The 26,109-nt window shown below is 42.0% G+C and carries 25 protein-coding genes; 7 read left to right on the top strand and 18 right to left on the bottom strand.

Annotated elements, in window-relative coordinates:
* Positions 1 to 13: 13 nt before the first annotated feature.
* Complete coding sequence (locus Q4567_RS10170) at positions 14 to 334, bottom strand: hypothetical protein (protein WP_216047794.1); 321 nt, start codon at positions 332 to 334, stop codon at positions 14 to 16.
* 54 nt (positions 335 to 388) lie between these two features.
* Entirely contained in the window at positions 389 to 1,168 is a 780-nt protein-coding gene (gene bioH, locus Q4567_RS10165; protein WP_216047793.1) for a pimeloyl-ACP methyl ester esterase BioH, read from the bottom strand.
* 26 nt (positions 1,169 to 1,194) lie between these two features.
* Between bioH and Q4567_RS10160 the strand changes: the two genes are divergently transcribed.
* Entirely contained in the window at positions 1,195 to 1,947 is a 753-nt protein-coding gene (locus Q4567_RS10160; RefSeq protein ID WP_216047792.1) for a ComF family protein, read from the top strand.
* 7 nt (positions 1,948 to 1,954) lie between these two features.
* On the opposite strand, the gene Q4567_RS10155 is transcribed toward Q4567_RS10160, so the two are convergent.
* On the bottom strand, positions 1,955 to 4,510 hold the full coding sequence (locus tag Q4567_RS10155) for a M14 family metallopeptidase (protein WP_216047791.1): 2,556 nt from the start codon (positions 4,508 to 4,510) through the stop codon (positions 1,955 to 1,957).
* Positions 4,511 to 4,732: 222 nt separating this feature from the next.
* Here Q4567_RS10155 and nfuA point away from each other — a divergent pair, with 222 nt between their 5' ends.
* Entirely contained in the window at positions 4,733 to 5,311 is a 579-nt protein-coding gene (gene nfuA / locus Q4567_RS10150) for a Fe-S biogenesis protein NfuA (RefSeq protein ID WP_216047790.1), read from the top strand.
* 31 nt (positions 5,312 to 5,342) lie between these two features.
* Positions 5,343 to 5,621, top strand: coding sequence for a hypothetical protein (locus Q4567_RS10145; RefSeq protein ID WP_303500280.1), 279 nt, complete (start codon positions 5,343 to 5,345; stop codon positions 5,619 to 5,621).
* Here the strand turns inward: Q4567_RS10145 and Q4567_RS10140 are convergent.
* Complete coding sequence (locus Q4567_RS10140) at positions 5,566 to 6,912, bottom strand: MATE family efflux transporter (RefSeq protein ID WP_252728974.1); 1,347 nt, start codon at positions 6,910 to 6,912, stop codon at positions 5,566 to 5,568. The two genes, Q4567_RS10145 and Q4567_RS10140, sit on opposite strands and share 56 nt — an antisense overlap.
* Here Q4567_RS10140 and Q4567_RS10135 point away from each other — a divergent pair.
* Both Q4567_RS10135 and Q4567_RS10130 read left to right on the top strand, forming a co-directional pair.
* Complete coding sequence (locus tag Q4567_RS10135) at positions 6,912 to 7,997, top strand: polysaccharide deacetylase family protein (protein ID WP_303500278.1); 1,086 nt, start codon at positions 6,912 to 6,914, stop codon at positions 7,995 to 7,997. The two genes, Q4567_RS10140 and Q4567_RS10135, sit on opposite strands and share 1 nt — an antisense overlap.
* Before the next feature lie 27 nt (positions 7,998 to 8,024).
* Positions 8,025 to 8,510 carry a GNAT family N-acetyltransferase gene (locus tag Q4567_RS10130; protein ID WP_216047787.1) on the top strand — a complete coding sequence of 162 codons (486 nt, stop codon included), beginning with the start codon at positions 8,025 to 8,027 and terminating at the stop codon, positions 8,508 to 8,510.
* Here Q4567_RS10130 and Q4567_RS10125 read toward each other — a convergent pair.
* The 7 genes from Q4567_RS10125 to Q4567_RS10095 all read right to left on the bottom strand — a co-directional run bounded on the left by Q4567_RS10125 (position 8,507) and on the right by Q4567_RS10095 (position 13,926).
* Entirely contained in the window at positions 8,507 to 9,394 is an 888-nt protein-coding gene (locus tag Q4567_RS10125) for a dienelactone hydrolase family protein (RefSeq protein ID WP_303500276.1), read from the bottom strand. The genes Q4567_RS10130 and Q4567_RS10125 overlap by 4 nt on opposite strands.
* 46 nt (positions 9,395 to 9,440) lie before the next feature.
* On the bottom strand, positions 9,441 to 10,004 hold the full coding sequence (locus tag Q4567_RS10120; RefSeq protein WP_216047785.1) for an N-acetyltransferase: 564 nt from the start codon (positions 10,002 to 10,004) through the stop codon (positions 9,441 to 9,443).
* A gap of 88 nt (positions 10,005 to 10,092) precedes the next feature.
* Positions 10,093 to 10,734: an SCO family protein gene (locus tag Q4567_RS10115; protein ID WP_303500274.1), complete on the bottom strand. Its 642-nt coding sequence runs from the start codon at positions 10,732 to 10,734 to the stop codon at positions 10,093 to 10,095.
* Positions 10,731 to 11,645 (bottom strand): heme o synthase, encoded by a 915-nt coding sequence (gene cyoE, locus Q4567_RS10110; protein ID WP_216047783.1) that lies wholly within the window; start codon positions 11,643 to 11,645, stop codon positions 10,731 to 10,733. The genes Q4567_RS10115 and cyoE overlap by 4 nt, the downstream gene beginning before the upstream one ends.
* Positions 11,646 to 11,654: 9 nt before the next feature.
* A complete protein-coding gene (locus Q4567_RS10105; RefSeq protein ID WP_303500273.1) occupies positions 11,655 to 12,632 on the bottom strand; it encodes a heme A synthase in 978 nt (325 codons plus the stop codon).
* Between the two features lie 12 nt (positions 12,633 to 12,644).
* Positions 12,645 to 13,211, bottom strand: coding sequence for a hypothetical protein (locus Q4567_RS10100; protein ID WP_216047781.1), 567 nt, complete (start codon positions 13,209 to 13,211; stop codon positions 12,645 to 12,647).
* On the bottom strand, positions 13,204 to 13,926 hold the full coding sequence (locus tag Q4567_RS10095; RefSeq protein WP_303500271.1) for an SURF1 family protein: 723 nt from the start codon (positions 13,924 to 13,926) through the stop codon (positions 13,204 to 13,206). Before Q4567_RS10095 ends, Q4567_RS10100 begins: the two co-directional genes overlap by 8 nt.
* A 21-nt stretch (positions 13,927 to 13,947) precedes the next feature.
* Between Q4567_RS10095 and Q4567_RS10090 the strand changes: the two genes are divergently transcribed.
* Positions 13,948 to 14,157, top strand: coding sequence for a DUF2909 domain-containing protein (locus Q4567_RS10090; RefSeq protein ID WP_216047779.1), 210 nt, complete (start codon positions 13,948 to 13,950; stop codon positions 14,155 to 14,157).
* 25 nt (positions 14,158 to 14,182) lie between these two features.
* On the opposite strand, the gene Q4567_RS10085 is transcribed toward Q4567_RS10090, so the two are convergent.
* The 5 genes from Q4567_RS10085 to lexA form a co-directional block, all read right to left on the bottom strand.
* Positions 14,183 to 15,076, bottom strand: coding sequence for a cytochrome c oxidase subunit 3 (locus tag Q4567_RS10085; protein WP_216047778.1), 894 nt, complete (start codon positions 15,074 to 15,076; stop codon positions 14,183 to 14,185).
* Between the two features lie 11 nt (positions 15,077 to 15,087).
* Positions 15,088 to 15,657: a cytochrome c oxidase assembly protein gene (locus Q4567_RS10080; protein ID WP_216047777.1), complete on the bottom strand. Its 570-nt coding sequence runs from the start codon at positions 15,655 to 15,657 to the stop codon at positions 15,088 to 15,090.
* Positions 15,658 to 15,669: 12 nt separating this feature from the next.
* Complete coding sequence (gene ctaD, locus Q4567_RS10075; protein ID WP_216047776.1) at positions 15,670 to 17,259, bottom strand: cytochrome c oxidase subunit I; 1,590 nt, start codon at positions 17,257 to 17,259, stop codon at positions 15,670 to 15,672.
* Positions 17,260 to 17,270: 11 nt separating this feature from the next.
* Complete coding sequence (gene coxB / locus Q4567_RS10070; RefSeq protein ID WP_303500385.1) at positions 17,271 to 18,416, bottom strand: cytochrome c oxidase subunit II; 1,146 nt, start codon at positions 18,414 to 18,416, stop codon at positions 17,271 to 17,273.
* Between the two features lie 495 nt (positions 18,417 to 18,911).
* Entirely contained in the window at positions 18,912 to 19,535 is a 624-nt protein-coding gene (gene lexA, locus Q4567_RS10065) for a transcriptional repressor LexA (RefSeq protein WP_216047774.1), read from the bottom strand.
* A 467-nt stretch (positions 19,536 to 20,002) separates the two neighbouring features.
* Between lexA and plsB the strand changes: the two genes are divergently transcribed.
* Positions 20,003 to 22,453: a glycerol-3-phosphate 1-O-acyltransferase PlsB gene (gene plsB / locus Q4567_RS10060; RefSeq protein WP_303500270.1), complete on the top strand. Its 2,451-nt coding sequence runs from the start codon at positions 20,003 to 20,005 to the stop codon at positions 22,451 to 22,453.
* A 62-nt stretch (positions 22,454 to 22,515) separates the two neighbouring features.
* Here the strand turns inward: plsB and ilvA are convergent, their stop codons facing one another.
* Complete coding sequence (ilvA, locus tag Q4567_RS10055) at positions 22,516 to 24,057, bottom strand: threonine ammonia-lyase, biosynthetic (RefSeq protein ID WP_216047769.1); 1,542 nt, start codon at positions 24,055 to 24,057, stop codon at positions 22,516 to 22,518.
* Positions 24,058 to 25,905, bottom strand: a complete 1,848-nt coding sequence (gene ilvD, locus Q4567_RS10050) for a dihydroxy-acid dehydratase (RefSeq protein WP_303500269.1) — start codon at positions 25,903 to 25,905, stop codon at positions 24,058 to 24,060. It lies immediately after the preceding gene.
* Positions 25,906 to 26,109 lie beyond the last annotated feature (204 nt).

Here is a 26,109-nt window from a genome sequence, read left to right as displayed (position 1 = left end):
ACGGCCTTGAGCCCTAAGCCAACTCATCAATGATACGACCGACCGTATCATTGGCCACTTCCAATACTTTGCCAGATGCCAAAGCATTGCGACTATTAATTTGAAGGGAAAGTAAGTTATCAGTCAAGGAGTCGCCGCCAGTAGGCAGTAGTTGACTAACTTGGCCTAACTGCTGAGTTGCAGCATTAGCTAACACGTCTTGCGGCGTTTGAGCTTGACTATTGCTTTGCGCAATACTCAGCGAAGCCTCAGTGATACCTTGCTGCGCACGGTTCAACCCAAGCGTCCCAGATATGATCGCTGAATTCACATTATTGCTTACATCAAATGCCATAGATAACCCCCATTACCTGTGCAAATTATAGCCTATTCCAATTAAATTGGAAACCTAGCTCGTTATGTTTAAGCATTTAAACAAAATAGCAATAAACTCATCCGGATGGGAAATGAAAGGCGCATGGGAAGCATGGGGGAAAACATGCGTAAAATCAGACAATTGCGAATTCTCAATGAGAGGGATCGCTTTGGCTGGCACTAAACTATCGAGGCGTCCATACAGGCGAAACGTAGGACACTTAATACCACCTACTTGTGCTCTTAAATCTGTGTTAGCTAGAATACTTAGCCCTGCCCGTAACGCAATATCATCTGGAATCGGATATTGCTGAATATGTGATTTGATTAATTTTATATCCTGTTTAGCAGATTCACTTCCCATCGCTTGAATCGCCATGAATCGGTCGAGTGTTTTACTGAAGTCTTGTTCCAGTTGACGTGTAAATGCCTGTAGAACATTTGCTTTTATTCCGGGCCACCCCTGTGCTTCGGAAAATTTTGGCGAACTAGCCACTAGCACTAAATTTTCGCATTGTTCAGGTCGGCTAATGGCAAGTTGTTGAGCGACTAAACCGCCAAGAGACCAACCGATAAAACTAGACTTGTCCGGGATGCAATCAGCAACCATACTGCAAACTGAATCTAAGTCATATTGAGCCGGTAATACATCTGCATTGCGCCCAAAACCAGGCAAATCAAGCAGAGTGATACGAAAATATTGTTCCAAAATGTGGCTAATAGGTTCCCACACACCGCTGTTGAGCCCCCAACCATGTAGTAAGACTAGATTGGGACCTTGTCCACGAGTTTCAAAAAAAAGGGAGTTGCTCATTGGGCTCTCATTTAATAAGGAATTTTATGGGACTAAGTCACTTTTACTTTACGTCAGCAAATATTAGCAAATGGCGCAATTTTAGTAAAAAAGTAACAACTTGGTTGGAACTAAATCAGCACTGTGTTTTATGTCACCAACCTAGTGGATATTTAATCTGCGATTATTGCGATAGTGATATTACATATTTCGAGCTTGAAAAATACCAATTCGACCTACTAAACAATGTTGCAGTGTGTTTAGGATTATCTTCTGCAAATTTCGACAGTTTAACTGCACTTGCCGAATACCAATGGCCGCTCTCAAACTTAATAACCCAGTTAAAATTTCACAACAAAAGCATCCATGCCAGAGGCTTAGCACAATTATTCTGTGCGCACGCTAGGCCACCACAATCCCAGTTACCACAAGCAATTATTCCTATTCCACTGCACACATCTAGGTTAGCGCAAAGAAAGTATAATCAAGCCGCCATAATTGCGTTAGAAATAGCTAAACAAAGCGGCATCCCCTGTTTAACCGATACCCTAGCGCGACCGAAAAAAACCTTAGCACAAACCGAATTGACAGCGCAGCAACGACAAAAAAACATTAAAGATGCATTTGCGATTAATCAGCCATTAACGAAGCAGGTTAATCATATTGCTTTGTTTGATGATGTTGTAACAACGGGAGCAACCTTGAGTTCTGCTGCCGAAGCTATTCGCAGCGAATATCCGCAAATGCAAATTGACGCGTGGTCAATTTGCATTACTCCGAAAAATAATAAACCTGACTAATCTTAAATTAATCAATAAATCCGGACATGAAAATTGCGTTCCCCATTAGTCGGCTAGTCCCGTACCAAACACCACGGAAATTGGGATTATTCACAAATCCAATGACTCGCCCCTTGCCAAATCGATGAGCAACGATGGCAGCTGAATCGGATATAAGATCTTGCATCTCATCAGAGGCATATCCAGCCATTAATGGCTTTTCGGCGTACTGAGCGACGGTAATAAAGGGTTTGTCGGGCATCATGAGTATGTCAGTAGTATTGCGAAACACCGGTAATAACGCTCGGCTATAACCAAACCCAAGGGGATGACTAATATCTAGTTTAGTTTCGAATACAGCCCCTGCAATACGTTGTTTTGCAGCAAATGCTTCTCTGTCAGCAAAACTAAGATTACTAGCATTGAAGGCATCCTGTATTTCCGATTTTTTCATGAAATTGGCTTTTAACCAGCCATTATCACTTAAAAATTTAGTTCCAGATTGTTGACCAATTAACACTCCGCCTTGATCAACCCATTCGGCGACTTTCTCAATGACATCGTCTGGCAATTTTGAGTATTTTCCACTGACCCATATCATGTGAGTGTAACTAGACATATCTAATCCAGATAGACGGTCCATATCAATAATAGATACAGGCATTCCCACTCGAGTATCTAAATAATGCCAAGTTTCACCTGCTTCATATTGATTGACACCTAAGCCGCCAACAATCATCACTTTAGGCAAGGTAACCGGGGCCATTTTAGAACTTCCTAAATCAATACCTTGGCCTGTTAAACCACTTTCAATTGACCAAACAGGTATATTCAGCTCGGTAGATAAGGATTGAATTTTTGCAAACATATCGTCTGGCTGATTAAGCCCTGTAGGTATGACGATTGAACCTGATGAAAAGCTAATGGTTCCACTACTGGTTTTCGCCGAAAATGCCGTTTCTGCGGCACGGACTTTTATGCCACTTTGCAATAACCGCTGCAGTAATTTAGGCGCCTTGTAATCTTGCCAACTGAAGCCATATGCATAAGCCCCCGATTTCAAGGCTGGTAATTTATCTACTCTCAATTCAGCTTGCTTATCAGCATAAGAGAGTTTTCGGAAGTCGCCTTTGTCTACTTCAGTGTATTGAAGGTTAAAAGCTAAGGGTAAATTCCAATTGGAAACATCGTAAAAGGTATTATCGACAAAACGTTTACGAGTGGAGAATATCGATTTAACCAAACGGTATCTCGGCTGATCCGTTGGCACAAATATGCTGTCCACTGAGTGATAAGTCAGATCATCTATTTCAGCATTTTTGTTTAATGGATAATGTTCAATTTTATGTTGCTGTAGTATTTTCATCAGCTCATTAAAGCGACTTTTGTCATGACTTTCGCTGATTAAATAGCCTTTTACTCGATCATCTTTAATCAATTCTTTGGTTTCTTGATTGAAACTAGACTGATACTCAATAAGCGCTTGTTTATTCGCAAGTGCGCCTTTGAAGGTAGATAACGAAGTAGTGACCTGGTTTTGAATCGTATCTGAGAATGCAAGAGGTCCATTTACGGTATCTTGTAAATGCCCACGACTACTGGCTTGCTCAAATAAAATACCTATAGATCCTAGCGCATCGGGATAAGTTGAACCTTTCCCGTAGTAGAAGTCATCATAGGCTTCTTGAGTGAAATACAACTGTTTGCTGTCATCTAACGCAGCCGCATGGAAATTGGCCAAGGCCTCGGTGAGCTTGACGTTTTGTTCTGGTGTCCAAGGGTTTTTGCGCGACGAAATACCTGGTTGGAAAAAGAAAGTGCTGTTAGATCCCATTTCATGAAAGTCAGTTAATACATGGGGACGCCATTGTTGAAACTGCTTGATACGCGCACGAGATTCAGGATGGGTCAGCAATAACCAATCACGATTCAAATCAAACCAATAGTGATTTACCCTGCCTCTAGGCCAGCGTTGACTTAGCTCTCGACTATTTGGATCAGATACAAGGTTTTGACTTTTATGCATATTCGCCCAATGAGCAAATCGCGCTAAACCATCAGGGTTAATAGATGGGTCTAGCAACACCACATTATTTTCTAATAATTTATCTACTTCAGGCCCTTGTGCTGCCGCCAAGTAGTAAGCGACTAGTAAAGATGCATTGGAACCTGACGATTCGTCACCGTGAACACTGTAACCCATCCAAAGTACCAGCGGGTCGCTACTGTTTGATTTGGCCCCTTGCTCAATCACTTGTAAATGACGTTTCTGGATGTCTTTTATATTTTTTTGGTTATCAGCAGAGGTGATAGTCATTAACAGCAGACGGCGATTTTCATGGGTTCTACCGGTGTCAGTTAAACTAACCCGATCGGACGTTTCAGCCAACACTTCCATATAGCGAACTATTTGATCATGTCTTGCATGCCAAGTTCCTACAGGAGTACCTAAGATATCAGCTGGTTTGGGAATATTCGTGTCATAACTAACGGCTTTTGGAAGATAATCTAAGTCAGTCAAAGCGGAAGCTGAAAACGATAAAAACAAAAAAAGTACAGTGGCGCAATAACGCTTTAAATTCATATAAAACTCTTTAAAGTAGATTTAATTATTATTTTGACTAACCAGTAAGGTTTAAAACTCACTCAGCTTCTACTAAAGTAGTAGAACACCTTGTTTGGTGTACAGTATGCCTCAATTCTTTGATAGTTAAAAATTTCATAACAGAATCACATTACTTGAGTGTTTTACTCAGGTATTTCTGTTAAACTGTTCGCCTAATTTTATAAGCATCAGGAATGATTGATGATTAATATTTCTGAAAGTGCACAAGCTCACTTCACTAAACTGCTTGAAAAACAAGAACCTGATTCAAATATTCGTGTATTCGTAGTCAATCCAGGCACGCCAAGTGCGGAATGTGGTGTTTCTTATTGTCCACCGGATGCCGTCGAAAAAACCGATATATTGCTTACATTTAATGGTTTTGACGCAGTCGTTGATCAAGAAAGTGCACCATTTTTAGAAGAAGCTGAAATTGACTTTGTAACAGACCAGATGGGCTCTCAACTTACCTTGAAAGCACCAAATGCAAAAGCCCGCAAAGTTGACAGTGATGCGCCCTTAGCTGAACGCATCAGTTATATGATTGAAGCGGAAATAAATCCACAATTAGCCAGCCACGGCGGCAAAGTTATGTTGATGGAGATCACTGATAAAGGTGAAGCCATATTGCAATTTGGTGGTGGCTGTAATGGCTGTTCAATGGTTGATGTTACTCTCAAAGATGGCATTGAAAAGCAAATGTTAGAAGCTTTTTCCGGTGAGATAACTGCTGTCAAAGATGCGACTGAGCATACTGCCGGCGAACACTCATATTACTAAAAATAGCACTTCACATTTTTAACGCTGGATAATGCTTAAAAACTGGCTGTATAAAATGGGCAGTAATCCCCACAAAAGTTGGGCTGATTTTAAAATCGGCCTAACTGTTTTTATTGCTGGGGTTATTTGCATTTTCGGCGGCTTAAAACTGTGGATTTGGTTACAGATACCCGGCGTTTTATTAATGGCGTTGGGTCTGATTTTCGCAGCCAAAGGTTACCTAGGCATATTCGCCAACCGTTTCTCGCAAACCCTTAGTCAGTTTGAGAAGGCGAGCGATAAAGCCAAACGAAATACCCAGAAAGACTAATACCTCTGGCTCCTAGAAAAGCAAGCATGGCTATCCATAACGCCCAATTCCCTAGATCTTGCCACAACCACCACACTGGAAAATACACCAATAGCGCACTAATCAACATGCTATCACGCATGGCATTGGCACGGGTCAACCCGACAAATACTCCATCCATTAAAAAGCACCAATGTGCCACTAATGGCAATAACCAGATAATAGGCAAAAACGCTCCCGCCGCCTTTTGCAAGGATTCTAAGTCAGTGAGCAGTTGAATAATATTATTACCCCAGATAACAAACACTAAGGTGTAAAGTATTGCAAAAGCACTCGACCAAAAAAGTCCTAAAGTGACATTTGCTTTCAGCAGTTTATCGTTTGACGCACCTTTGGCTTCACCCACTCTAGCTTCAACAGCAAATGCCACAGCATCCAACCCTAAAGCGATGAGCACAAAAAACTGCATTAACAGCGCATTAATCGCAGCCGTTTGAACCCCTAAACGAATACCTTGAAAGGTCATAAAAACTAAACAGGCTTGCAAAGCTAAGTTTCGAATCAACATTGCACTATTAAGACGGGTCAAAATAGCTAAACTTTTTAATCCTAGCCATTCTCGTTTAGGTAAAACACGGTCGGCTCTAAACACAAAGAACAAACCCATGATAGTAATACAATATTCGGCAATCACCGTAGCCGCTGCGACTCCAGCAACGTGCCAATCAAACACAAAAACAAAGAGTAAGTTCAAACCGATATTCAGTAAATTGGCAAATACTTGGCTGTACATCACCAATTTATTTCGTTGTTGGCCAAGTAACCAACCAATCAACGCCAAATTAGCTAATGCCGCTGGTGCACCCCAAATACGCACATTAAAATACTCAACGATGACTTGAGAAACCAATTCATTGGCATCTGAAAAGTGTAAACCGATAGCTAAAATTGGTTGCTGAAGTAGCAACAATAAAACAGCAATGATGCCAGCACTGAACATGCTTTGATAAAACACTTTGAAACTGGCCTGGGTCGACTTTTGTCCTTTCGCTTGCGCACTTAAGCCAGTGGCAGACATGCGTATAAAACCGCAAATCCAATAAATTTGCGTTAGTATAAGTGAAGCAACGGATGCGCCAGCCAAAACATGGGTTCCATTCATATGCCCAAGTACCGCAATATCTACAAATCCCATCAAAGGCGCGGTAATATTGGCCAATAACATCGGGAAAATTAAAGCAATCATTTCTAGATGCGCTGATTTTTGCCAGAATAGAGGCTTTGAAGCAGATGACGTTGGAAGATCAGACAATGACTGGGTCCAGAGCAAGTAAACAAATAAATTTACAGTATTATTTCATTTTTTTAGTACTGGGAGGGGTTTTATTTTCTGCCTTCAGTAAAGCAGTTAACGCAACGCCGTCTCATGGCGTTGTTCTACTATATCACCATGTCAGTACAGACACGCCAGCGAGCACCTCAATTAGCCCTGAGAAATTCTCTGAGCACATGGCTTATCTGCAAAAAAATCACAATGTAATCGCCCTGCAAACATTGATTGAAAGCATTCAAAATGACTTGCCATTGCCCGAAAATGCCGTTGCTATTACGTTTGACGATGGTTATCAAAATATTGCTGACAACGCACATCCGATTCTGCTGAAATATGGTTTTCCCTATACCATTTTTATTAGCCCCGACTTAATCGGTAAGCAAAATCACCAACTTGATTGGCCACAGATAGCTAAAATGAGTAAACAAGGTGTCAGCTTCGCTAACCATACCCGCATCCACAAACACTTGCTGATTGATAACCAACAACCGGACTGGTTGGATAAAACCATAGAAAATATTGAACAGGCCGAGCAGAGTATCAAGCATCATGCAGGCTTCGATTTGAAGTATGTTGCTTACCCATACGGCGAATACAATCAAGCACTTAGTCAAGCGCTTGTCAAAAAGGGGTTTATCGGATTTGGGCAGCAATCAGGGGCTATTTCTAAAAACAGTGATTTTGGCGCATTGCCGCGTTTCCCAGCTGCGGGGATATACGCAAACCTCGAAACACTGAAAGTCAAAATGAACAGCTTAGATATGCCGATAATCAGTAAGAGTCGAGCAGAACCGCAACTCAGTCTTAGCGAACGAACACCTTCACAAACCATTAAAGTCAAATTGGACGACATGCATACAAGCCAACTATCCTGTTATTTTGGCGGGCAACCAATAGATGTAAAGTGGCAAGACAATTCGTTTACTTATGCAATCGAAAAACCGCTGCCAAAGGGACGCTCACGGGTAAACTGCACGGCACCAAGTATCACTTATTCAGGTAAATATTACTGGTTTTCTCAACCTTGGTTTGTTCCTGATGAAAATGGTAACTGGCTCGATTAAACTCGCTATTGATGGGAATGTTTGTGGATGGAAATTAAATTAGAAAAGCCAATTTCTGCTCAGCTGATTGCGCTTTTAAAAGCACATCATCAAGAAATGTTTGAACATTCACCGCCAGAGAGTGTGCACGCTTTGGATGAATCTAAATTCAATGCCGATGATCTGACATTCTGGGGATTATGGCAGCAAGACGAACTAGCCGGATGTGGCGCATTAAAAGTCTTATCCGCCAAGCACGCAGAGATAAAATCAATGCGCACATCTAAGGCATTTTTACGCCAAGGGATCGCAGCAAAAATTCTCACTCATCTTATACGCGAAGCAAAACAACGAGGTTATCATCGCTTGAGTTTAGAGACTGGTAGCATGGAATTTTTTGCACCTGCCAGAGCCTTATACGCGAAAAACGGATTCATAGAATGTTCGCCGTTTGCCGATTACGTTGAAGACCCCCACAGTGTTTGCATGACCCTAGATATTCGCAGAGTAGACAGCGAACCACACAAAAGTTAGGCTAAAAAGTCCTTAAAAAAAGCCAATGTGCGCTGCCAAGCTAGCTCTGCAGCCTCTTGGTCATAACGGCTCGTTGAGTCATTATGGAAGCCATGGTTAACCCCTTGATAGGTATGAGCAACATAATTTGCATTGTTCGACTCTAGTATTTTTTTATACTCTGGCCAACTACTGTTGACCCGTTTATCCAAGCCAGCAAATTGTATCATTATAGGTCCTTTCACCTTGGCTGCGATCTCGTCTTTCGCTGGTGTCCCGTAGAAAGGAACAGCCGCATCAACTAAGTGAGGCAAAGTACCAGCTAACATGTTGCAAATATATCCGCCAAAACAAAAACCAACTACGCCCAATTTACCATTGCTTTTCGCATGGATCTTTAAGAATCTAGCGGCCGCAATAAAATCCTGCTCAACCTTTCCTTTATCCAAGGAACGTTGCATTTTACGCCCTTCGTCATCATTGCCAGGATAACCGCCAAGGGGAAATAGCGCATCGGGTGCAAATGCGATATACCCTGACTTTGCCAAGCGACGAGCAACATCTTTGATATAAGGGTTAAGACCACGGTTTTCGTGCACCACCAATACGGTTCCGGTCTTTTCATTGAGCTCTTTGGGCACAGCCAAATAACCACGGCCTTTTCCATGCCCTTGGGGGGAATCAAATTCTAAATATGAAGCTGTAATATCAGGATCATTAAATGAAACTTGCTCGGCTTTTGCATAATTAGGAGTTAAAGAAGCAGCAATTGTCGATATCGCCAAGCCTGTAACGGCCAAACTTGATATTCGCGTTAAAAAAGTCCGTCTATCTATATCACCATGGGCGTATTCATCGTACCAATCGAAGGCTTGCTGGGGAATTTTAACCGTATTATCACTCATCAGTTTAACCTCTATATTTGGGCTGCTTATATAATTTAGGATCACTTTACACTAAAGTTTTTTGCATGTGAACGTGGGGTAAAAAACCCAAGTTTGTTCCTTTCTCACTTGGATGAGATGTGGATTTTTGTACAAAGCCAAATTTAACGTATGCCTGAATCGCAGCTTGATTTTCTGCCATTACATCTAAAACTAGCTTTGTCTTGCCTAACTTTGTTGCCGTTTCCGAGCAATGTTCCAAAAGACTGGTTGCAATTCCTTGTCTGCGGCTTGAGGGCTCAACAGCCAAGTGTCCTATACAAAGATCGTGAAAAGTTGGCGCTTTCACTAGATAAGATAGATCTTCACTATTATTTAGAATGGCGGCAGTTTCTAAAGGTCCAAAATGTACAATTAAACTTGCTAAAGTTTGTTGTTTAAACAAATCGGTTATCGGTGCTTGCCAGTAGCTCACGCATCCACATAACAATCCATCTTGTATCGCAACAGTTTGATTTAAAAAACCAAACTGCCCCTCAGGAATTTGTAACGCGGTTTCTAAAAAATCCAAACAAATTTTTTGTTTTTCAGACAAGCTTAACGCTGTGTGATGGCCGGTGAGTAAACTCATTAGGTTGTCCGGACCAGACAAAAAAAGCAATTTGGCAAGAGTTTGATAATGACTTGCTTGGGCCCGCGTAATTAGCATGTTTTTAGAATTACATCATAGTAACGATTTTGGGCATATCTTCTAATATCTGTGAACCTTCACTCACAGGTATTGAACCAGGTTCCATTTTAGGTTTGAAACGGCCAACAACCTCGCCACGGGGATTGATAACAGTGATTGAAGCACTATGGTCGACTAAATAATTGGGATCGTCGGTGTTATCACTCATAGCGTACATCATGCCCATCGCTCTAACCAATGGAAATAATTGTTTATGCTCGCCAGATGTGGCCCAAAAATCAGGATTAAAGAAGTTAACGTATTCTTGCAAACGCTCAGCACTATCACGTTTTGGATCAACTGATAAAAACCAAATTTTGACCGGATTTTCAGTTTTGATCGCCTGTAATTGCGGATAAATCCCTTTCAGTTCTGCCAGTGTAGTCGGGCAAATATCGGGGCAAAAAGTGTATCCAACAAACGCCAAGGTCCAATAACCCTTGAGTTGTTGATTATTAAATACCTCACCATTTTGGTCGTAAAGTTCAAACTCTGGCAGCGCTCGCTCCACCGGATATTTTTGAAGATACTTCACTTCTTCCACTTCCGGTGGCGCAATAACCACCGAAAAGTACAGGCCAGCAGCCAAAGCTACTACCGCGACTATGCCAATTAATAGGTTTTGTTTCATAGTGTGAATTTTAAATAATGGTCAACCAGTAATACTACAAAGAGTACCATTAAGTGAACAATTGAAAAACCAAAGGTTTTCATCGCAGTGTTTTCATTACAAGCATATTTCAATTTCCACGCATAGTACATGAAACCAACATTCAACAGGCCTGAACCTAATAAGTAGATGACCCCAGACATACCCGTTAGATACGGAAGTAAACAAACAATGGTTAATAAAAGGGTATACAGTAAAACCGAGGTTTTAGTGAACTCAACACCATGGGTAACCGGTAACATTGGAATTTCAGCCTTCGCATAATCTTTCACTCGATGTATGGCTAACGCCCAAAAGTGCGGTGGCGTCCAAGTGAAAACAATAAGCACCAGTAGTAGCGCATGAGAATGAATTTCGCCGGTTACAGCCGTCCACCCTAATAATGGTGGAGCAGCTCCAGCCAATCCTCCAATCACAATATTTTGAGGGGTAGCACGTTTAAGATACATAGTATAAATAACCGCATATCCCACCAAACTAGCTAAGGTCAACACAGCGGTTAATCGATTAACCCAAAGCTCAAGGCAGACAAATCCGGCTACACCGAGAACAATTGCAAATATAGTTGCGCGCAGCGGACTAATTTTTCCTTTCGTTACGGGGCGATTAAAGGTTCTCGCCATCTTGCCGTCTATCTTGCGGTCGACAACATGGTTGATAACTGCAGCAGATGACGACAGCAAGCCTATGCCTCCTAGACCAGCAATTAGCACTTGCCAATTCACCCATGTTTCAGTTGCTAAACACATACCAACCAGTGCGGTGAGTAATAACAACATCACCACTTTGGGCTTAGTCAACTCGTAATAATCACGCCAACTAGCTAATTGTGAAGATGATTTTGAATAATTTGCCTGAAGTGTTTTACTCACTTTGGTCTCCTAAGTCTTTCTGTACAGGGTGTAGCAAAGTTTCACCATAACTAACAGCAAACATGCCGCGACTGCATTGTGCAAAACAGCGACAAATAATGGCAGGCTAAATACCACGTTACTCACCCCAAGTATTACTTGTAACCCTAAAATCAATACCATGCTGACTGACAATTTTTTGATCAACTGTGAAGCTGCCGAGCTATATAAACGGATTGCCAACCAACATAAATAAATAAAAGTAACTATCGCACCGAACCTATGGGTCACATGCATAGTCATTCTTTCTGCCCAGTCGTGTACTCCGAACTCATAGTTATCTGCATGAGGAATGCTATACGCTCCGGCAAAATCGAGACGGCTCACCCAGTCACTTTCGCAAAAGGGTAGCTCTGTACAAGCGAGGGCAGCATAATTGGCAGAAGTCCATCCACCTAAGGCGATTTGAGCAACTAAGATCACAATCCCCAATGCGCTGAATTTAGCAAATCGTTTCATGTCCGAGTCGCCACCTGGTATCCGATAAGGCGTAACGCGCAGATACAATAAATACAGGCAGGACAACACCGCAAAACCACCGAGCAAATGGCCCATAACAACTAAAGGCATCAAGTTGAGTGTGACTGTCCACATCCCTAAGGCAGCTTGAAAACAAACTAAACACAGCAAAAAGAAGGGTAATTTTACCGGACTGTGAAACGACCGTTTTACCAAACTAATTAGAAATATAAGCAGTATAAATAGACCCAAGGTACCAGCGGCATAGCGGTGAATCATTTCGTTCCACGCTTTATGGGCTTCAAATGTTCGTTCAGGAAAAGCATCCTGTGCAGCGCTAATATGAGACTCGGTAGCAGGTACGCTTAAATGTCCGTAGCAGCCAGGCCAATCTGGACATCCCAATCCGGCATCAGTTAAACGGGTATAAGCCCCTAACACAATAACCACAATTGCTAGCACCACTGAAGCCAGCACTAATTTTCTCATTGCTATCATTCCTTAACCAATGCGAGACAGCTTTAACAACTTGCGTAAATCGGCCAAAATATCGCGACTTTGTTGAATAGCATCTTCTTGTTGTAATTTTATTGGATACTTTAAAATGACATTTCCTAATGTATCAGCAATGAAAATACCATCTGTCGATGCATCTTTAAACACATTATTTACATTTTGCTCATCTGTACTTAACACTTTAATGTTCGGATGACGCTGCATATCAGTTAATTCAATTTTTTCACTTGTCTGATGGGCCAAAACCAAGGGCTCCACCCGGTCAGATTCCTTACCTAAAGCAACCCATATCTGGTTTAGGCTATAAAGAGCATTTTCACATCCCTGGGCGCATTCTTGCGGCATAACAAATAACAGTCGCCACAGTGGTTCTCTATCGCTAACAACAGAGCTCAAATCAAGGGGCGGCGTGAGCAACTCACCTTTATTTGTGGAACCTTTGTTGAACCAATCGAAAGTTAACGCTAGGTATGCTAAAACCACAGGAAGAACAAACACAATAAACATAATTAATGGCGTTTTAGACTTCTTTTTAACGGCTGCTTCAGACATCTTTTCTGACCTTCCTTTTTCGTAATGCAACAATATAAATAACTGCGCAAGCTATAGCTAAACCAAACCACTGCATTGCATAGGCATAATGTTTTTCGGGCGCCATTACCACAGCAACCCAATTTCGGGTAAATCCAATGGGAAACTCAGGATCTAACTGCAAAACCACGGGTAAAACCTGTGTTCCGGTAAATTTTGCGATCAAGGTTAAATCAATACTTTGCAACAACACTGGCCATTTATCATCCATTTGTGCGGTTTCTGTGACCATTGGGTTCACTGTAGGCACAGAGCTAGTACCATAAAATACTTGTTCATAGGCAGGTAAATCAAAGCGAGGCAATTGATCGCGATATTGACCAGCTTTAACCCAGCCCAAATTAACCATTACATCGCCAAACTCGGTTCTTACAGGTATTAAAACTTGGTAGCCAACCTGTCCATTCTCGATTCGATTATCAAGCAAAAAAACCTTGTTGACTAACAATTTACCTTTAAATTGAAGGGGTAAATCTCGCTTATCTTGACGCGCTAAAAGATCTTCAATATTTAATGGATTGGAGGTTTTACGATGCTCAATTTGTTGTATACGTGCCTCTTTATAGTGAGCTCGTTGCAGTTGCCATACTCCCAGAGAGCATAAGATTATAACTGCCAACAGAATGAAAAATGTGGCAAAGTAAGGATGCTTGGGAATATCCGGTCTATTGGCCATAACTTTGAGGAGTGATCGATTTTGATAGTAAAATTATTAGTCGGCGGTTTATTACTGTTTATGCTCTATAATCTTTTTCGCGCGATGATAATAATGTTAAAAAACGACCCTAACCAGCCTCCTATGAGTAAATTTATTGGCCGCAGGGTGATGACCTCTGCAATTATAGTGATTTTGTTATTATTGGCTGTGGCAACTGGTTTGATAACACCGAATCCGCGCCCCTATTAAGGGACACAGAACCGTGAGCGTAAATCTACAGAATGTATACAAAGAAAAATAACATAACCCAGACTACATCAACGAAGTGCCAATACCAACTGCCGGCTTGGAATGCAAAATGATTCTCTGGCGTAAAGTGACCTTTTAATACCCTTAAAAACAAGACAATTAAAATGATCGTACCCAAAGTAACGTGCATTCCATGGAAGCCAGTTAATAAGAAGAATGTATTGCCGTAAACGCCTGATTGCAGTGTCAGGTTCATTTCACGATATGCGTGCACATATTCTTCAACCTGCAGGGTTAAGAAGAAACAACCCAGTAAGATAGTCCCTCCTAAAAACGCAATTAGCTTGCCGCGCTGTTCCTTCTCTAGCGCCACATGAGCAAAGTGACAGGTGACTGAGGAAATCAACAAAATAATAGTGTTGTACAGAGGTAAGCCCATCCAGCCCATCGCGGTTGTCTCAACGCCACCAGGGGTTTTAGTCAACGGCCAAACTGCTTCAAAATTAGGCCAAAGAACCTCGGCAGTCATGGCATTGTTGCCAGCCCCATCAAGCCAAGGCATAGCGATTACGCGAGCATAAAATAGTGCGCCAAAAAAAGCCGCAAAGAACATGACTTCAGAAAAAATAAACCACGCCATACCTTGTCGATAAGAGCGTCCCAACTGAGCACTGTACATTCCTGACATAGATTCGTGAATCTGGTTTCTGAACCATCCCACTAACATGACCAGCAAAGTTACAATTCCGGCAGCCAGAATCCAGCCACCATAACCACTTTCACCTTTGGTTTGTTCAACCACAAAATTTCCTGCGCCAAAGGCAATCAGAAATAATGCTACCGCGCCGACAATCGGCCAAGGGCTTTGGTCTGGAACATAATATTTTTCGTACACTTGTTGTTGCTGTTGTTGTGCCATTTTGATTCCTTTTATCCTTGATTCATTGCAACGCCTTCGGCACTTGCCGTTACGTCATACAAGGTATACTGAAGGGTAAAAAACTTAATATCTTTTGGAAGCTGCGGATCAACATAAAACTTCATCGGCATTATTGCTTCTTCGCCAGCACCAAGAGGCTGATTATTAAAGCAAAAACACTCGGTTTTATTCATATACAGAGCGGCAGTGCCCGGTGAAACAGAGGGAACAGCTTGTGCCACATAGTCTTTGTTGGTGGTATTTTTAACGTAAAAATCCACCTGATTCATTTCACCTGGATATACTTCCACTTTACGAGTTTGAGCCCTGAATTCCCAAGGCATTCCAGTATTGGTTCGGGTAATAAACTCAATGCTAATCGTGCGAGAACGATCTATCTCGATTGATTCGTATACAGCAGCTGTATCACTGGTTTTACCGTTAATTCCCGTCACCTGACAAAAAACCTCATAAAGAGGGACTAATGCAAATGCGAAACCAAACATACCAATCACAACAACAACCAGCTTTAAAGCCAGTTTGCCGTTGTTAGATTGGTTGTCGTTTGAACGCTCAGTCATGTCAAATCACGCTTACTTAATAACAGGAGGCGTATCAAATGTATGATAAGGAGCTGGAGACGGGATTTCCCATTCCAAACCCTCTGCACCTTCCCACACCTGGTCAGATACAGGCTCACCTTGTTTGCGACATGCTTTAATAAGAAGTGCTAGGAATATCAGTTGCGATAAACCGAATGCAAAACCACCTAAGCTTATCCACTTATTGAAGTCAGCAAACTGCAGTGCATAATCCGGAATACGACGAGGCATGCCAGCTAAACCAACAAAGTGCATGGGGAAAAACAGAACATTAACGGAAATCAATGAACACCAGAAATGCCATTTAGCCAATGTGATATCGAACATCTTCCCAGTCCATTTAGGCAGCCAATAGTAGACCGCTGCCATAATCGAAAATATTGCGCCTGTTACTAATACATAATGGAAGTGAGCGACGACAAAATAGGTATCGTGATATTGGAAATCCACAGGTGTTATCGCCAACATCAAGCCCGAAAGACCACCAATGGTAAATAACACAATAAAGGCTAAGGCAAACAACATTGGCACCTCAAATGACAAGGAACCCCGCCACATAGTGGCTACCCAGTTGAAGACCTTCACCCCTGTGGGCACCGATATCAGCATAGTGGCGAACATAAAGAACAGCTCGGCCCCCACTGGCATCCCCGTGGTAAACATGTGGTGCGCCCAAACGATAAAAGACAACAACGCAATTGACGTAGTTGCATATACCATAGACGCGTAACCAAACAGTTTTTTACGGGAGAAGGTCGGCACAATTGCGGAAATAATACCGAATGCCGGAAGAATCATAATATAAACTTCAGGGTGTCCGAAGAACCAAAATATGTGTTGGAACATAACCGGATCACCGCCACCAGCAGCATTAAAGAAACTAGTGCCGAAGAACTTATCGGTTAGTACCATGGTCACCGCACCCGCTAAAACAGGCATAACGGCGATCAGCAAGAATGCAGTAATTAACCATGTCCACACGAACAACGGCATCTTCATCCAAGTCATGCCAGGGGCTCGCATGTTGAAGATAGTTACAATGACGTTAATCGCTCCCATGATGGATGAAATCCCCATAATATGGACCGAGAAAACGAATAACGCTGTGGTGTCATTACTGTATGTTGTAGACAAGGGCGCATAGAAAGTCCAACCAAATGCTGGACCGCCACCTTCCATAAACAACGAAGCTAACAAAATGGTAAATGCCATTGGCAAAATCCAGAAGCTCCAGTTATTCATTCTTGGTAGAGCCATATCCGGCGCACCAATCATCATCGGAACCAGCCAGTTGGCTAATCCGGTAAATGCAGGCATAACAGCCCCAAATACCATGATAAGTCCATGGACTGTCGTCATCTGATTAAAGAAATTCGGTTCAACTATTTGTAATCCAGGCTGAAATAATTCAGCACGAATTACCATAGCCATGGCACCACCAGTTAAAAACATGATGAATGCAAACCACAGATACAGCGTACCTATGTCTTTATGGTTCGTAGTAAATAACCAACGTTTTATGCCGCTGGGAGCATGATGGTGATGGTCATCGTGATCTAGTTCTGTCGTCGCTGTGCTCATAACCGCTCCTCCTATTGACCTGTAATTACGGCGTTAACATCTTTAGCTTGGACCATGTCACCGGTATTGTTACCCCAAGCATTACGTTCATAAGTGATAACTGCTGCCAGCTCACTCATAGTTAATTGTTTTGCAAAAGCTTGCATGGCAGTACCCGTCTTACCGTTTACAACGATTTCAATGTGCGCAGGCATATCAGCCAGAACCATTTGGCTTCCAGCCAATGCGGGGAAGACCCCTGGCAAACCTTGACCATTTGGCTGGTGACAAGCTGCACAAGCGCGCATATATACTTGCTCACCAGTGCTCATTAGCTCTTCCATGCTCATATTCATGGCCAACAATCTTTGCTCTTCTTCTTTCGCTTTGCGCTGTATTTCTTCTTGCGTGTTTATCCATTCTTCATATTCAGCGGGTTCTTTGGCGACCACAACTATTGGCATGAATCCATGATCTTTCCCGCAAAGCTCTGCACATTGACCGCGGTATACACCAGGTTCAATCACATTTGCCCAGGCTTCATTGATAAAACCGGGATTAGCATCTTTTTTAACGGCAAAGTCAGGAACCCACCAAGAATGAATCACATCATCCGACGTAACCAAGAAACGCACCTTTTTGCCTGTTGGAATAACCAAAGGACGATCAACTTCTAAGAGGTAGTTATGGCCTTTTTCAAACTTGTTGTTTATCTGTTCTTGCTGAGTTGCCATCACAGAATAATATTCAACGTCGTTTTCCATGTACTTGTAATGCCATTTCCATTGAGACCCAGTAACAAGAACAGTTACTTCTGAGTTTTCGGGATCTTCCATTGCAATCAAGGTTTTAGCCGCTGGGAATGCCATTACGACAAGAATGATAAAAGGAATTATTGTCCAAGCGATTTCAACTTTCACACTCTCATGAAAGTTAGCAGGTTTAGCACCGCGAGATTTACGGTGGAAAATCATGCTCCAAAACATGACACCAAACACTAATACTGCAATGACTACACATATGAAAAACATGAGCATGTGCAGATCATAAACTTGTCCACTGATTTCAGTCGCGCCTTTGCGCAAATTCAATTGATACTGATCAGCAGTCGAAGTCGAATCTGCAGATACTGTAAATGCAATTAGACTGGTCAGTATTACCAATATGCCGGACCATATCTTTTTCACTCAACACCTCCTGTTGATTTAAGCCGTTCCCAAAGGAGCAAAGCAGAGTAAACAACCGCAAAAAACTCAGCTATGGTAAATGACTTGGGATCTAAATGTTATGAAGCTGTAAAAACTAGTATAAGAATTACTCAACTAAAGTCTAACGTCTAGTGTTTTTTGTTAAAATTATAAACAACCGGTTGATTTTCAATCAAAATAGGCAAAAAAGTTATTTTTTATATCAATTGCAAATAGCTTTGGTTACTAAAGATATTAAAATCGGTAATTTTCCATCCGCAAAAAACAAAAATGCTCGCTCGGAGAATAACTAGACATTCTGAAATGGATTTTTTAGGATATTTTTTGAACAGAAAATGTATTCACTGGCAGAATACAAAATAGAGAAATCGTGGTTCGCAGTTTTAGAAAACTAACATTCAAAATAATAAAAAAGGTGACCAAATAGGTCACCTTTTTTAAAGAACTTTGCAATCAACCGCGTAATTACATCCAATCAGCGTTGCGAATAACGCCCACAGCAATACCTTCAATATTAAAAGGTTGCGACGCTAGATCCACTTTAATAGGGTTAAATTCATCGTTTTCAGCATGCAGAATCACTTCTCTACCACGCTTTTCAAGACGTTTAACAGTAACGTCTTCATCGACTCTTGCCACAACTACCTGACCATTGTGAACATCGGTTGTACGATGAACTGCCAGCAGGTCACCATCCAAAATGCCGATATCCTTCATACTCATACCGCTTACTCTAAGCAAAAAATCGGCACTGGGTTTAAATAGATCAGGATCGACTTTGTAATGACATTCAACATGCTCTTCCGCCAATATAGGTTCACCCGCAGCAACACGGCCAATCAAAGGTAAGCCAACTTCTTCCAAATCATCTTCTAGGGGAACATTAAGTTTAATCCCTCTAGATGTGCCAGGTAGAATTTCAATGACCCCCTTACGCGCCAGAGCTTTTAAGTGCTCTTCTGCCGCATTAGCTGATTTAAAACCTAATTGTCGCGCAATTTCAGCACGGGTAGGTGGCATACCTGTAGCCAACATAGTGGCTTTAATTAATTCGAGAATTTCGCTTTGTCGTGGAGTTAGTGGACGCATAAACAGCCTGTTTTTCTATACAGTTTAACTGTCAGTATATACAGTTACAAAGATAAAACAAACTTTGTTTTTCATTTACTAAGTAATTTTCAAAGCAGTCTAATATTCCAGCTGAATGTGTGCCTTTTGATTTGTCGGCTTGCGTATTACAGCCAAATGAAGCAAGTCTGCAAAGCTTTTTTGTTGAGATTATTTTGCGTTTATTGGAAACCAATTTAATCTGCTTTTGAACTAGCTAGGAGAATCCGCCTCCAATTACTATCAGAAAATACGAGTCGCGAACTTCAACATTTGTCTGACAGCAGGTTATTCACCTAATTAGGGTGACTTTACATGCGCTAACAATATAAAATAGCAGTACGACTCAAGAGTCGTTAGTCTGCGTGTTTTGGTGTGCAAACATGAACAGAATTCCGTTCTTCATGCTATGCTTTTAACGATTTCGAAACCTCAAGGTGTTATATAATATGGATTGGCTGCATAATTTGCTGCTTTCGATTTTTGCTTTTCCCGTAAAATGGCTGGTCAAAGTCAATAGTATTCCAACAGACATTGAAAGTGAGCTGGGTATAGATAAAAGTAAACCTATAGTTTATTTGCTCAGAACTCACTCTATTACTGACCAACTTGCGCTTAAAATGTCGACTAAGAAAGTGGACTTACCCAGCCCTACCAAGAAAATTCTCATAGGTGGAGAAGAGCACAGCGCCAGTGTATTTCTTGAGCAACCTCAATCTGTTATTGGTAGGAAGATCAAAGGAACCAAAATAGCAGCAGATTTAACCCATTTATTCCAACTTCACAAAGACAACGCAGATCTCGATTTACAAATTGTGCCGGTTACTGTTTTTTGGGGTCGCGCGCCAGGCAGAAAATCCAACGGATTAGCAGATCTGTTAGCCGACAAGGCTTCACCGAGTTGGTTACGCAAATTTTTTATCGTGTTATTTTTAGGTCGCGATAATTTTGTGTCTTATAGTAAAGCTGTATCGTCTAAAGACATGACCAAATTACCTGGTACAGAGTCTGAAATCGCGCACAAATTAATTCGCCTAGCAGGCACCCACTTTCACCGCAAAAGACAAGCATTTAACGGCCCAATGCTGTTAGAAAAACAAGAGTTATACAATTCGATTCTTGGTTCTGTGTCTGTTATCAATGCAATCAACGAAGAATCCAGACAAAAGAAAATTCCTTTGTCTAAAGCCAAAGCAAACGCTAAATCTTATATAAACGAAATTGCTGCAGATTATCGTGAAGGTTTGATCCGCTTTGGAGACAGGGTGTTAACCCGTATTTGGAACAAAATATACGATGGGATCGAAGTTGGCCACGCCGACAAAGTGAGAAAATTGGCACAAAATGGCCATGAAATTATTTACGTTCCCTGCCACCGCAGCCACATGGATTATCTGCTGTTAACCTACGCAATTTACCATCAAGGGTTAGTGACACCGCATATCGCTGCAGGTATTAATCTAAACTTTTGGCCTGTGGGCGGGATTTTCCGACGAGGCGGTGCGTTCTTTCTACGTCGCAGTTTTGCCGGTAATAAACTCTATACTAGCGTGTTCCGTGAATATCTAGAGCTATTATTCAACAAAGGGTATTCAGTTAAATATTATGCCGAAGGCGGACGCAGCCGCACAGGAAGGTTGTTACCACCGAAAACGGGTATGTTGGCCATGACGTTACAAGCGATGATCAAAGGAGTGAATCGTCCAGTGAGTATAGTTCCGGTTTACATTGGATATGAACACGTCATGGAAGTAGGCAGTTATCTAAGTGAGCTAAAGGGCAATACCAAGAAAAAAGAATCTGTTTTTGGACTGTTTTCAGTGGTTAGAAAGTTAAAGAATTACGGCCACGGATTTCTTAATTTTGGCGAACCCATACAGCTCAATAACTTCCTTGATGAACAAGTACCTAATTGGCGTGACGCCCAAAATAGTGAAGTAGATAAAAAACCCAGTTGGCTTACTCCCACTGTCAATATTCTTGCTAACCAAGTGATGGTACGAATCAACCAAACGGCAGCCATTAGTGGTATGTCACTGTGTGCATTGTGTTTGCTCTCTGCCAAGAAAAACGCGATGGGCCAAAAAGAGTTAGAGCAGGCAGTCGACGATTATCTTCACCTCTTAAAGTTATCGCCCTACAGTGAACTGGTTAGCTTACCAGACAAAAACGGCCATGAAATTGTAGAGCAAACCCTGAAACTAGGGAAAATGAATGTATCTGAAGATAGTTTTGGCAAGATTATTTCGTTAGAGCAGCGCAATGCCGTTACCTTAACTTACTATCGCAATAATATTTTGCACCTGTTCGCCATTCCTGGATTAATTGCCGCTATCGTTTTTGCGCACAATGGAATCGAAAAAACTAAGCTGCTTGATCTGATTATGCGTTTGTATCCAATGCTACAACGTGAATGGTTTCTTTACATGTCTCCTGAGCAAGCACAGGAATACGTGGAAGGTCTGATTGAAAGCATGTTGGAAATGGGCATGATAGTCACCGTCGGAGGTAATTTGGCGCCTGCACATCCAACAGCGCAGTCTTTTTATTCGCTGTGGTTGCTAAATCGCTGCGTTCAAGAAACCTTGCAGCGTTATGCGCTAGTGTTATCTTTGTTAGCCAAAGAAAAGAAAATGAGTCGTGCCGCATTAGAACGTCAAAGTGCTAAATTTGCAGAACGATTAGCCGCACTCCATGGTATTAGCTCACCTGAATTTTTCGATAAAAACGTGTTAGCAACCTTTGTTAATGCACTTAAGGAAAATCAACTTTTAGCAGATAGCGAAGACGGGCAATTGCAACATTCAGAAACCAGTGAAAAATTGCGTCAAGATATCATTGCTTTGATTGCGCCAGAGATCGCTCAACGTCTAGAGAAGCTCTACGCATTGCAAAACTAATATGCTAGGCAACAAATAATAAAGGCTCCTACTTAGGAGCCTTTATTTTATACCAAACGCAATTACTTACCTAAATCGGATAAAAAGAACTGATAAGCGGGATTACTTGTCTGTTCATTATATTGGTAGCCAAGTTTATCTAAATGCTGGTCAAAGTCCGCTCTGGCGCCTTCGGGTAAATCAAAGCCCGCAAGCACTAAACCTTCCGCTGCACCATGATTACGATAATGAAACAAGGTAATATTCCATGACTCCCCAAGGGTATTCAAAAATTTCATCAACGCCCCTGGATATTCTGGAAACTCAAATGAGAAAATATGCTCATTGAGTAACGTGGGAGGACGGCCGCCTACCATGTAACGCACATGTAACTTTGCCATTTCATTTTCAGACAAATCAAAACATTGATAACCACTATCTGTAAGCAGCTTTTCTAATTGATGATACTCTTCCCGTCCAAAACGCAATTTTATCCCAACGAAGATATGTGCTTCTCCATCACTGGAATAACGGTAGTTAAACTCGGTAATAGTTCTGCCACCTAGCAACTCACAAAAACGTTTGAACTCACCTTTTTGTTCAGGGATTCTAACCGCAAAAACAGCTTCTTTTTGTTCGCCCAGTTCACATCGCTCAGACACATATCGCAAGGTATGAAAATTGATATTGGCGCCACACAATATGCCACCAATTTTTTTACCGGAAATTGAATGTTGAGAGAGATACTTTCGAATACCAGCCACAGATAACGCACCTGCTGGTTCAGCTATTACCCGAGTATCATCAAAAATGTCTTTGATTGCGGCACAAATTTCATCCGTATTGACAGTGATAACTTCATCAACAAATTGTTGGCATAATCGGAACGGTTCTGTACCTATGGTCTTCACTGCCACGCCATCAGCAAATATACCCACCGATGGCAACGCCACAGGTTCACCAGCTTGCAAAGCAGCCTGTAAACATGCAGATTCATCAGATTCTACCGCAATGATTTTCAAATCAGGTCGTAATTGCTTGAGGTAAACACTGATACCCGCAGCCAAACCTCCACCACCGACAGCAATGAATAGCATATCCAAGTCAGGTAACTGCTCAAGTAGTTCTCTACCAATGGTTCCTTGACCAACAATCACGTCTTCATCATCAAAAGGCGCAACCATAGTGTAACCATTGACTTCAGATAGGCGCAGCGCTTCGGCTTTTGCCTCATCGAAGCTGGTGCCATGCAGCACAACGTGTGCATATTCACCACCAAAACGTCTAACCGCATCCACTTTAATATCTGGTGTGGTTTCCGGCATCACTATTGTGGCTTGTATTTTTTTAATCTTGGCAGAATAAGCCACACCTTGAGCATGATTTCCTGCAGACGCAGCCACTACGCCGGCCTGCAATTGCTGCTGAGTCAAACAAGATAATTTATTGTAAGCACCGCGCAGCTTAAACGACTTCACCGGTTGTTGATCTTCACGCTTCAAGTAAATTTCATTACCTAAAGCAGTAGATAAACTGGTTAACCGATTCAGTTCGCTATTCACTGCCACATCATACACCGGTGACAGTAGAATACGCTTCAAATAATCATTAGCAGATAAACTCATTTAATCTTCCAATTTTGAAGCATCACGTACTCCGCCTTTATCGGCACTGGTGGCTAACAAGGCATATGCTTTAAGTGCCAATGAAACCTTGCGTTGACGGGTTGCCGGCTTCCATGGTTTAGCACTGTTATTCATGTTGTCACGGCGAGTTTGCAATTCAGCGTCACTGATATCTACGCCAATTTTGCGTGCAGGGATATCAATGATGATAGTGTCACCTTCTTCAACCAACCCTATACCACCGCCACTTGCTGCTTCTGGAGCACAGTGACCAATAGATAAACCTGAAGTACCACCAGAGAATCGGCCATCAGTGATTAGTGCACAAGATTTACCTAGGCCTTTAGCTTTAAGATAAGTGGTTGGGTACAACATTTCTTGCATTCCTGGACCACCTTTAGGACCTTCGTAACGAATAATCACAACGTCACCGGCAACTACCTTATCACCCAAAATAGCAGCAACCGCATCATCTTGGCTTTCAAAAATACGCGCACGACCAGTAAATTTATGAATCGACTCATCGACACCTGCGGTTTTTACAATACAACCATCTTCTGCAATATTGCCGAATAAAACCGCTAAGCCACCTTCCTCACTGAAAGCATGCTCACGATTACGAATACAGCCGTCTTCGCGATCTGTGTCGGCGGTAGGCCAACGACAATCTTGGCTAAAAGCTTTTGTTGTGCGGATACCAGCAGGGCCTGCTTTATAAAACTCGATCGCCTTTTCGTTGGCCGGATTTGTAATATCCCACTCAGCGATAACTTCACCAATAGATTTGCCCAACACATGAGGACAGTCATCATGCAATAAACCAGCGCGGTTTATTTCAGCTAAAATTCCCAATACGCCACCGGCACGGTGAACATCTTCCATATGGTATTTAGGTGTAGATGGTGCCACTTTACATAAATGTGGAACTTTACGAGATAGGCGATCGATGTCATCTAGGGTAAATGGAATCTCACCTTCTACCGCGGCTGCCAACAAATGCAAAATGGTATTGGTTGAACCGCCCATGGCGATATCCAAACTCATGGCGTTTTCAAACGCTTTAAAATTAGCAATATTGCGAGGCAAAACAGACTCGTCATCTTCTTTGTAGTAACGACGACAAAGCTCAACAATTTGTCTTCCAGCTTGTTTGAATAAACCTTCTCGGTCCGCGTGCGTTGCTAACATAGAGCCATTGCCTGGCAACGACAAACCTAAGGCTTCAGTCAAACAGTTCATTGAGTTCGCCGTGAACATACCTGAACATGAGCCACAAGTAGGACAAGCGGAACGCTCCACTTCGTTGCTTTCGTCATCAGTTACATTGTCATCCACACCGGCGACCATGGCGTCTACCAAATCCAATTTGATAAGTTGATCTGAAAGCTTGGTTTTACCTGCTTCCATCGGTCCGCCTGAGACAAAGATTACCGGTATATTTAAGCGCATCGACGCCATCAACATTCCTGGGGTGATTTTGTCACAATTAGAAATACACACTATGGCATCGGCACAATGGGCATTGACCATATACTCTACCGAATCAGCGATGATTTCTCGCGACGGCAAGCTGTATAGCATCCCGCTATGACCCATGGCGATACCGTCATCTACGGCGATAGTATTAAATTCTTTAGCAACACCACCGGCTTCTTCGATGCTACGAGCAACCAATTGGCCCATATCTTTTAAATGCACATGTCCCGGAACGAACTGAGTAAATGAGTTAGAAACGGCAATAATGGGTTTGTGAAAATCGCCATCTTTCATGCCAGTGGCACGCCACAAAGCTCTGGCTCCGGCCATATTGCGACCTTGAGTGGTTGTGGATGAACGTAACTTTGGCATGGTAAAACCCTCTAAATTGAAATCATTTCGACTAATTAAATATGTTTTTGTTTAAGCCTTTAAAAACAAAAACCCCCGCGTTTGATTGCGAGGGTTTTGGCAAAACTAAGAATACACCTACCCTCGCTGGGGCAACCCCCACGCGTCAATAATCACAATCAACACTTGCTCGATAGTTGTATAAAACATGGTATTCATATTAAT

The organism is Aliiglaciecola sp. 2_MG-2023, from assembly GCF_030548145.1.
Lineage (GTDB): Bacteria > Pseudomonadota > Gammaproteobacteria > Enterobacterales > Alteromonadaceae > Aliiglaciecola > Aliiglaciecola lipolytica_A.
The sequence above is the reverse complement of the archived record's forward strand: the minus strand, read 5'-3'. Positions and strand labels throughout refer to the sequence as shown.

Excerpts from the sequence above, each read along its gene's own strand:
- Q4567_RS10170 (WP_216047794.1), bottom strand. The coding sequence starts at position 334 with ATGGCATTTGATGTAAGCAATAATGTGAATTCAGCGATCATATCTGGG.
- bioH (WP_216047793.1), bottom strand. The coding sequence starts at position 1,168 with ATGAGCAACTCCCTTTTTTTTGAAACTCGTGGACAAGGTCCCAATCTA.
- Q4567_RS10160 (WP_216047792.1), top strand. The coding sequence starts at position 1,195 with ATGGGACTAAGTCACTTTTACTTTACGTCAGCAAATATTAGCAAATGG.
- Q4567_RS10155 (WP_216047791.1), bottom strand. The coding sequence starts at position 4,510 with ATGAATTTAAAGCGTTATTGCGCCACTGTACTTTTTTTGTTTTTATCG.
- nfuA (WP_216047790.1), top strand. The coding sequence starts at position 4,733 with ATGATTAATATTTCTGAAAGTGCACAAGCTCACTTCACTAAACTGCTT.
- Q4567_RS10145 (WP_303500280.1), top strand. The coding sequence starts at position 5,343 with ATGCTTAAAAACTGGCTGTATAAAATGGGCAGTAATCCCCACAAAAGT.
- Q4567_RS10135 (WP_303500278.1), top strand. The coding sequence starts at position 6,912 with ATGACTGGGTCCAGAGCAAGTAAACAAATAAATTTACAGTATTATTTC.
- Q4567_RS10130 (WP_216047787.1), top strand. The coding sequence starts at position 8,025 with ATGGAAATTAAATTAGAAAAGCCAATTTCTGCTCAGCTGATTGCGCTT.
- Q4567_RS10125 (WP_303500276.1), bottom strand. The coding sequence starts at position 9,394 with ATGAGTGATAATACGGTTAAAATTCCCCAGCAAGCCTTCGATTGGTAC.
- Q4567_RS10120 (WP_216047785.1), bottom strand. The coding sequence starts at position 10,004 with ATGAGTTTACTCACCGGCCATCACACAGCGTTAAGCTTGTCTGAAAAA.
- Q4567_RS10115 (WP_303500274.1), bottom strand. The coding sequence starts at position 10,734 with ATGAAACAAAACCTATTAATTGGCATAGTCGCGGTAGTAGCTTTGGCT.
- Q4567_RS10105 (WP_303500273.1), bottom strand. The coding sequence starts at position 12,632 with ATGAGAAAATTAGTGCTGGCTTCAGTGGTGCTAGCAATTGTGGTTATT.
- Q4567_RS10100 (WP_216047781.1), bottom strand. The coding sequence starts at position 13,211 with ATGTCTGAAGCAGCCGTTAAAAAGAAGTCTAAAACGCCATTAATTATG.
- Q4567_RS10095 (WP_303500271.1), bottom strand. The coding sequence starts at position 13,926 with ATGGCCAATAGACCGGATATTCCCAAGCATCCTTACTTTGCCACATTT.
- Q4567_RS10085 (WP_216047778.1), bottom strand. The coding sequence starts at position 15,076 with ATGGCACAACAACAGCAACAACAAGTGTACGAAAAATATTATGTTCCA.
- Q4567_RS10080 (WP_216047777.1), bottom strand. The coding sequence starts at position 15,657 with ATGACTGAGCGTTCAAACGACAACCAATCTAACAACGGCAAACTGGCT.
- ctaD (WP_216047776.1), bottom strand. The coding sequence starts at position 17,259 with ATGAGCACAGCGACGACAGAACTAGATCACGATGACCATCACCATCAT.
- lexA (WP_216047774.1), bottom strand. The coding sequence starts at position 19,535 with ATGCGTCCACTAACTCCACGACAAAGCGAAATTCTCGAATTAATTAAA.
- plsB (WP_303500270.1), top strand. The coding sequence starts at position 20,003 with ATGGATTGGCTGCATAATTTGCTGCTTTCGATTTTTGCTTTTCCCGTA.
- ilvA (WP_216047769.1), bottom strand. The coding sequence starts at position 24,057 with ATGAGTTTATCTGCTAATGATTATTTGAAGCGTATTCTACTGTCACCG.
- ilvD (WP_303500269.1), bottom strand. The coding sequence starts at position 25,905 with ATGCCAAAGTTACGTTCATCCACAACCACTCAAGGTCGCAATATGGCC.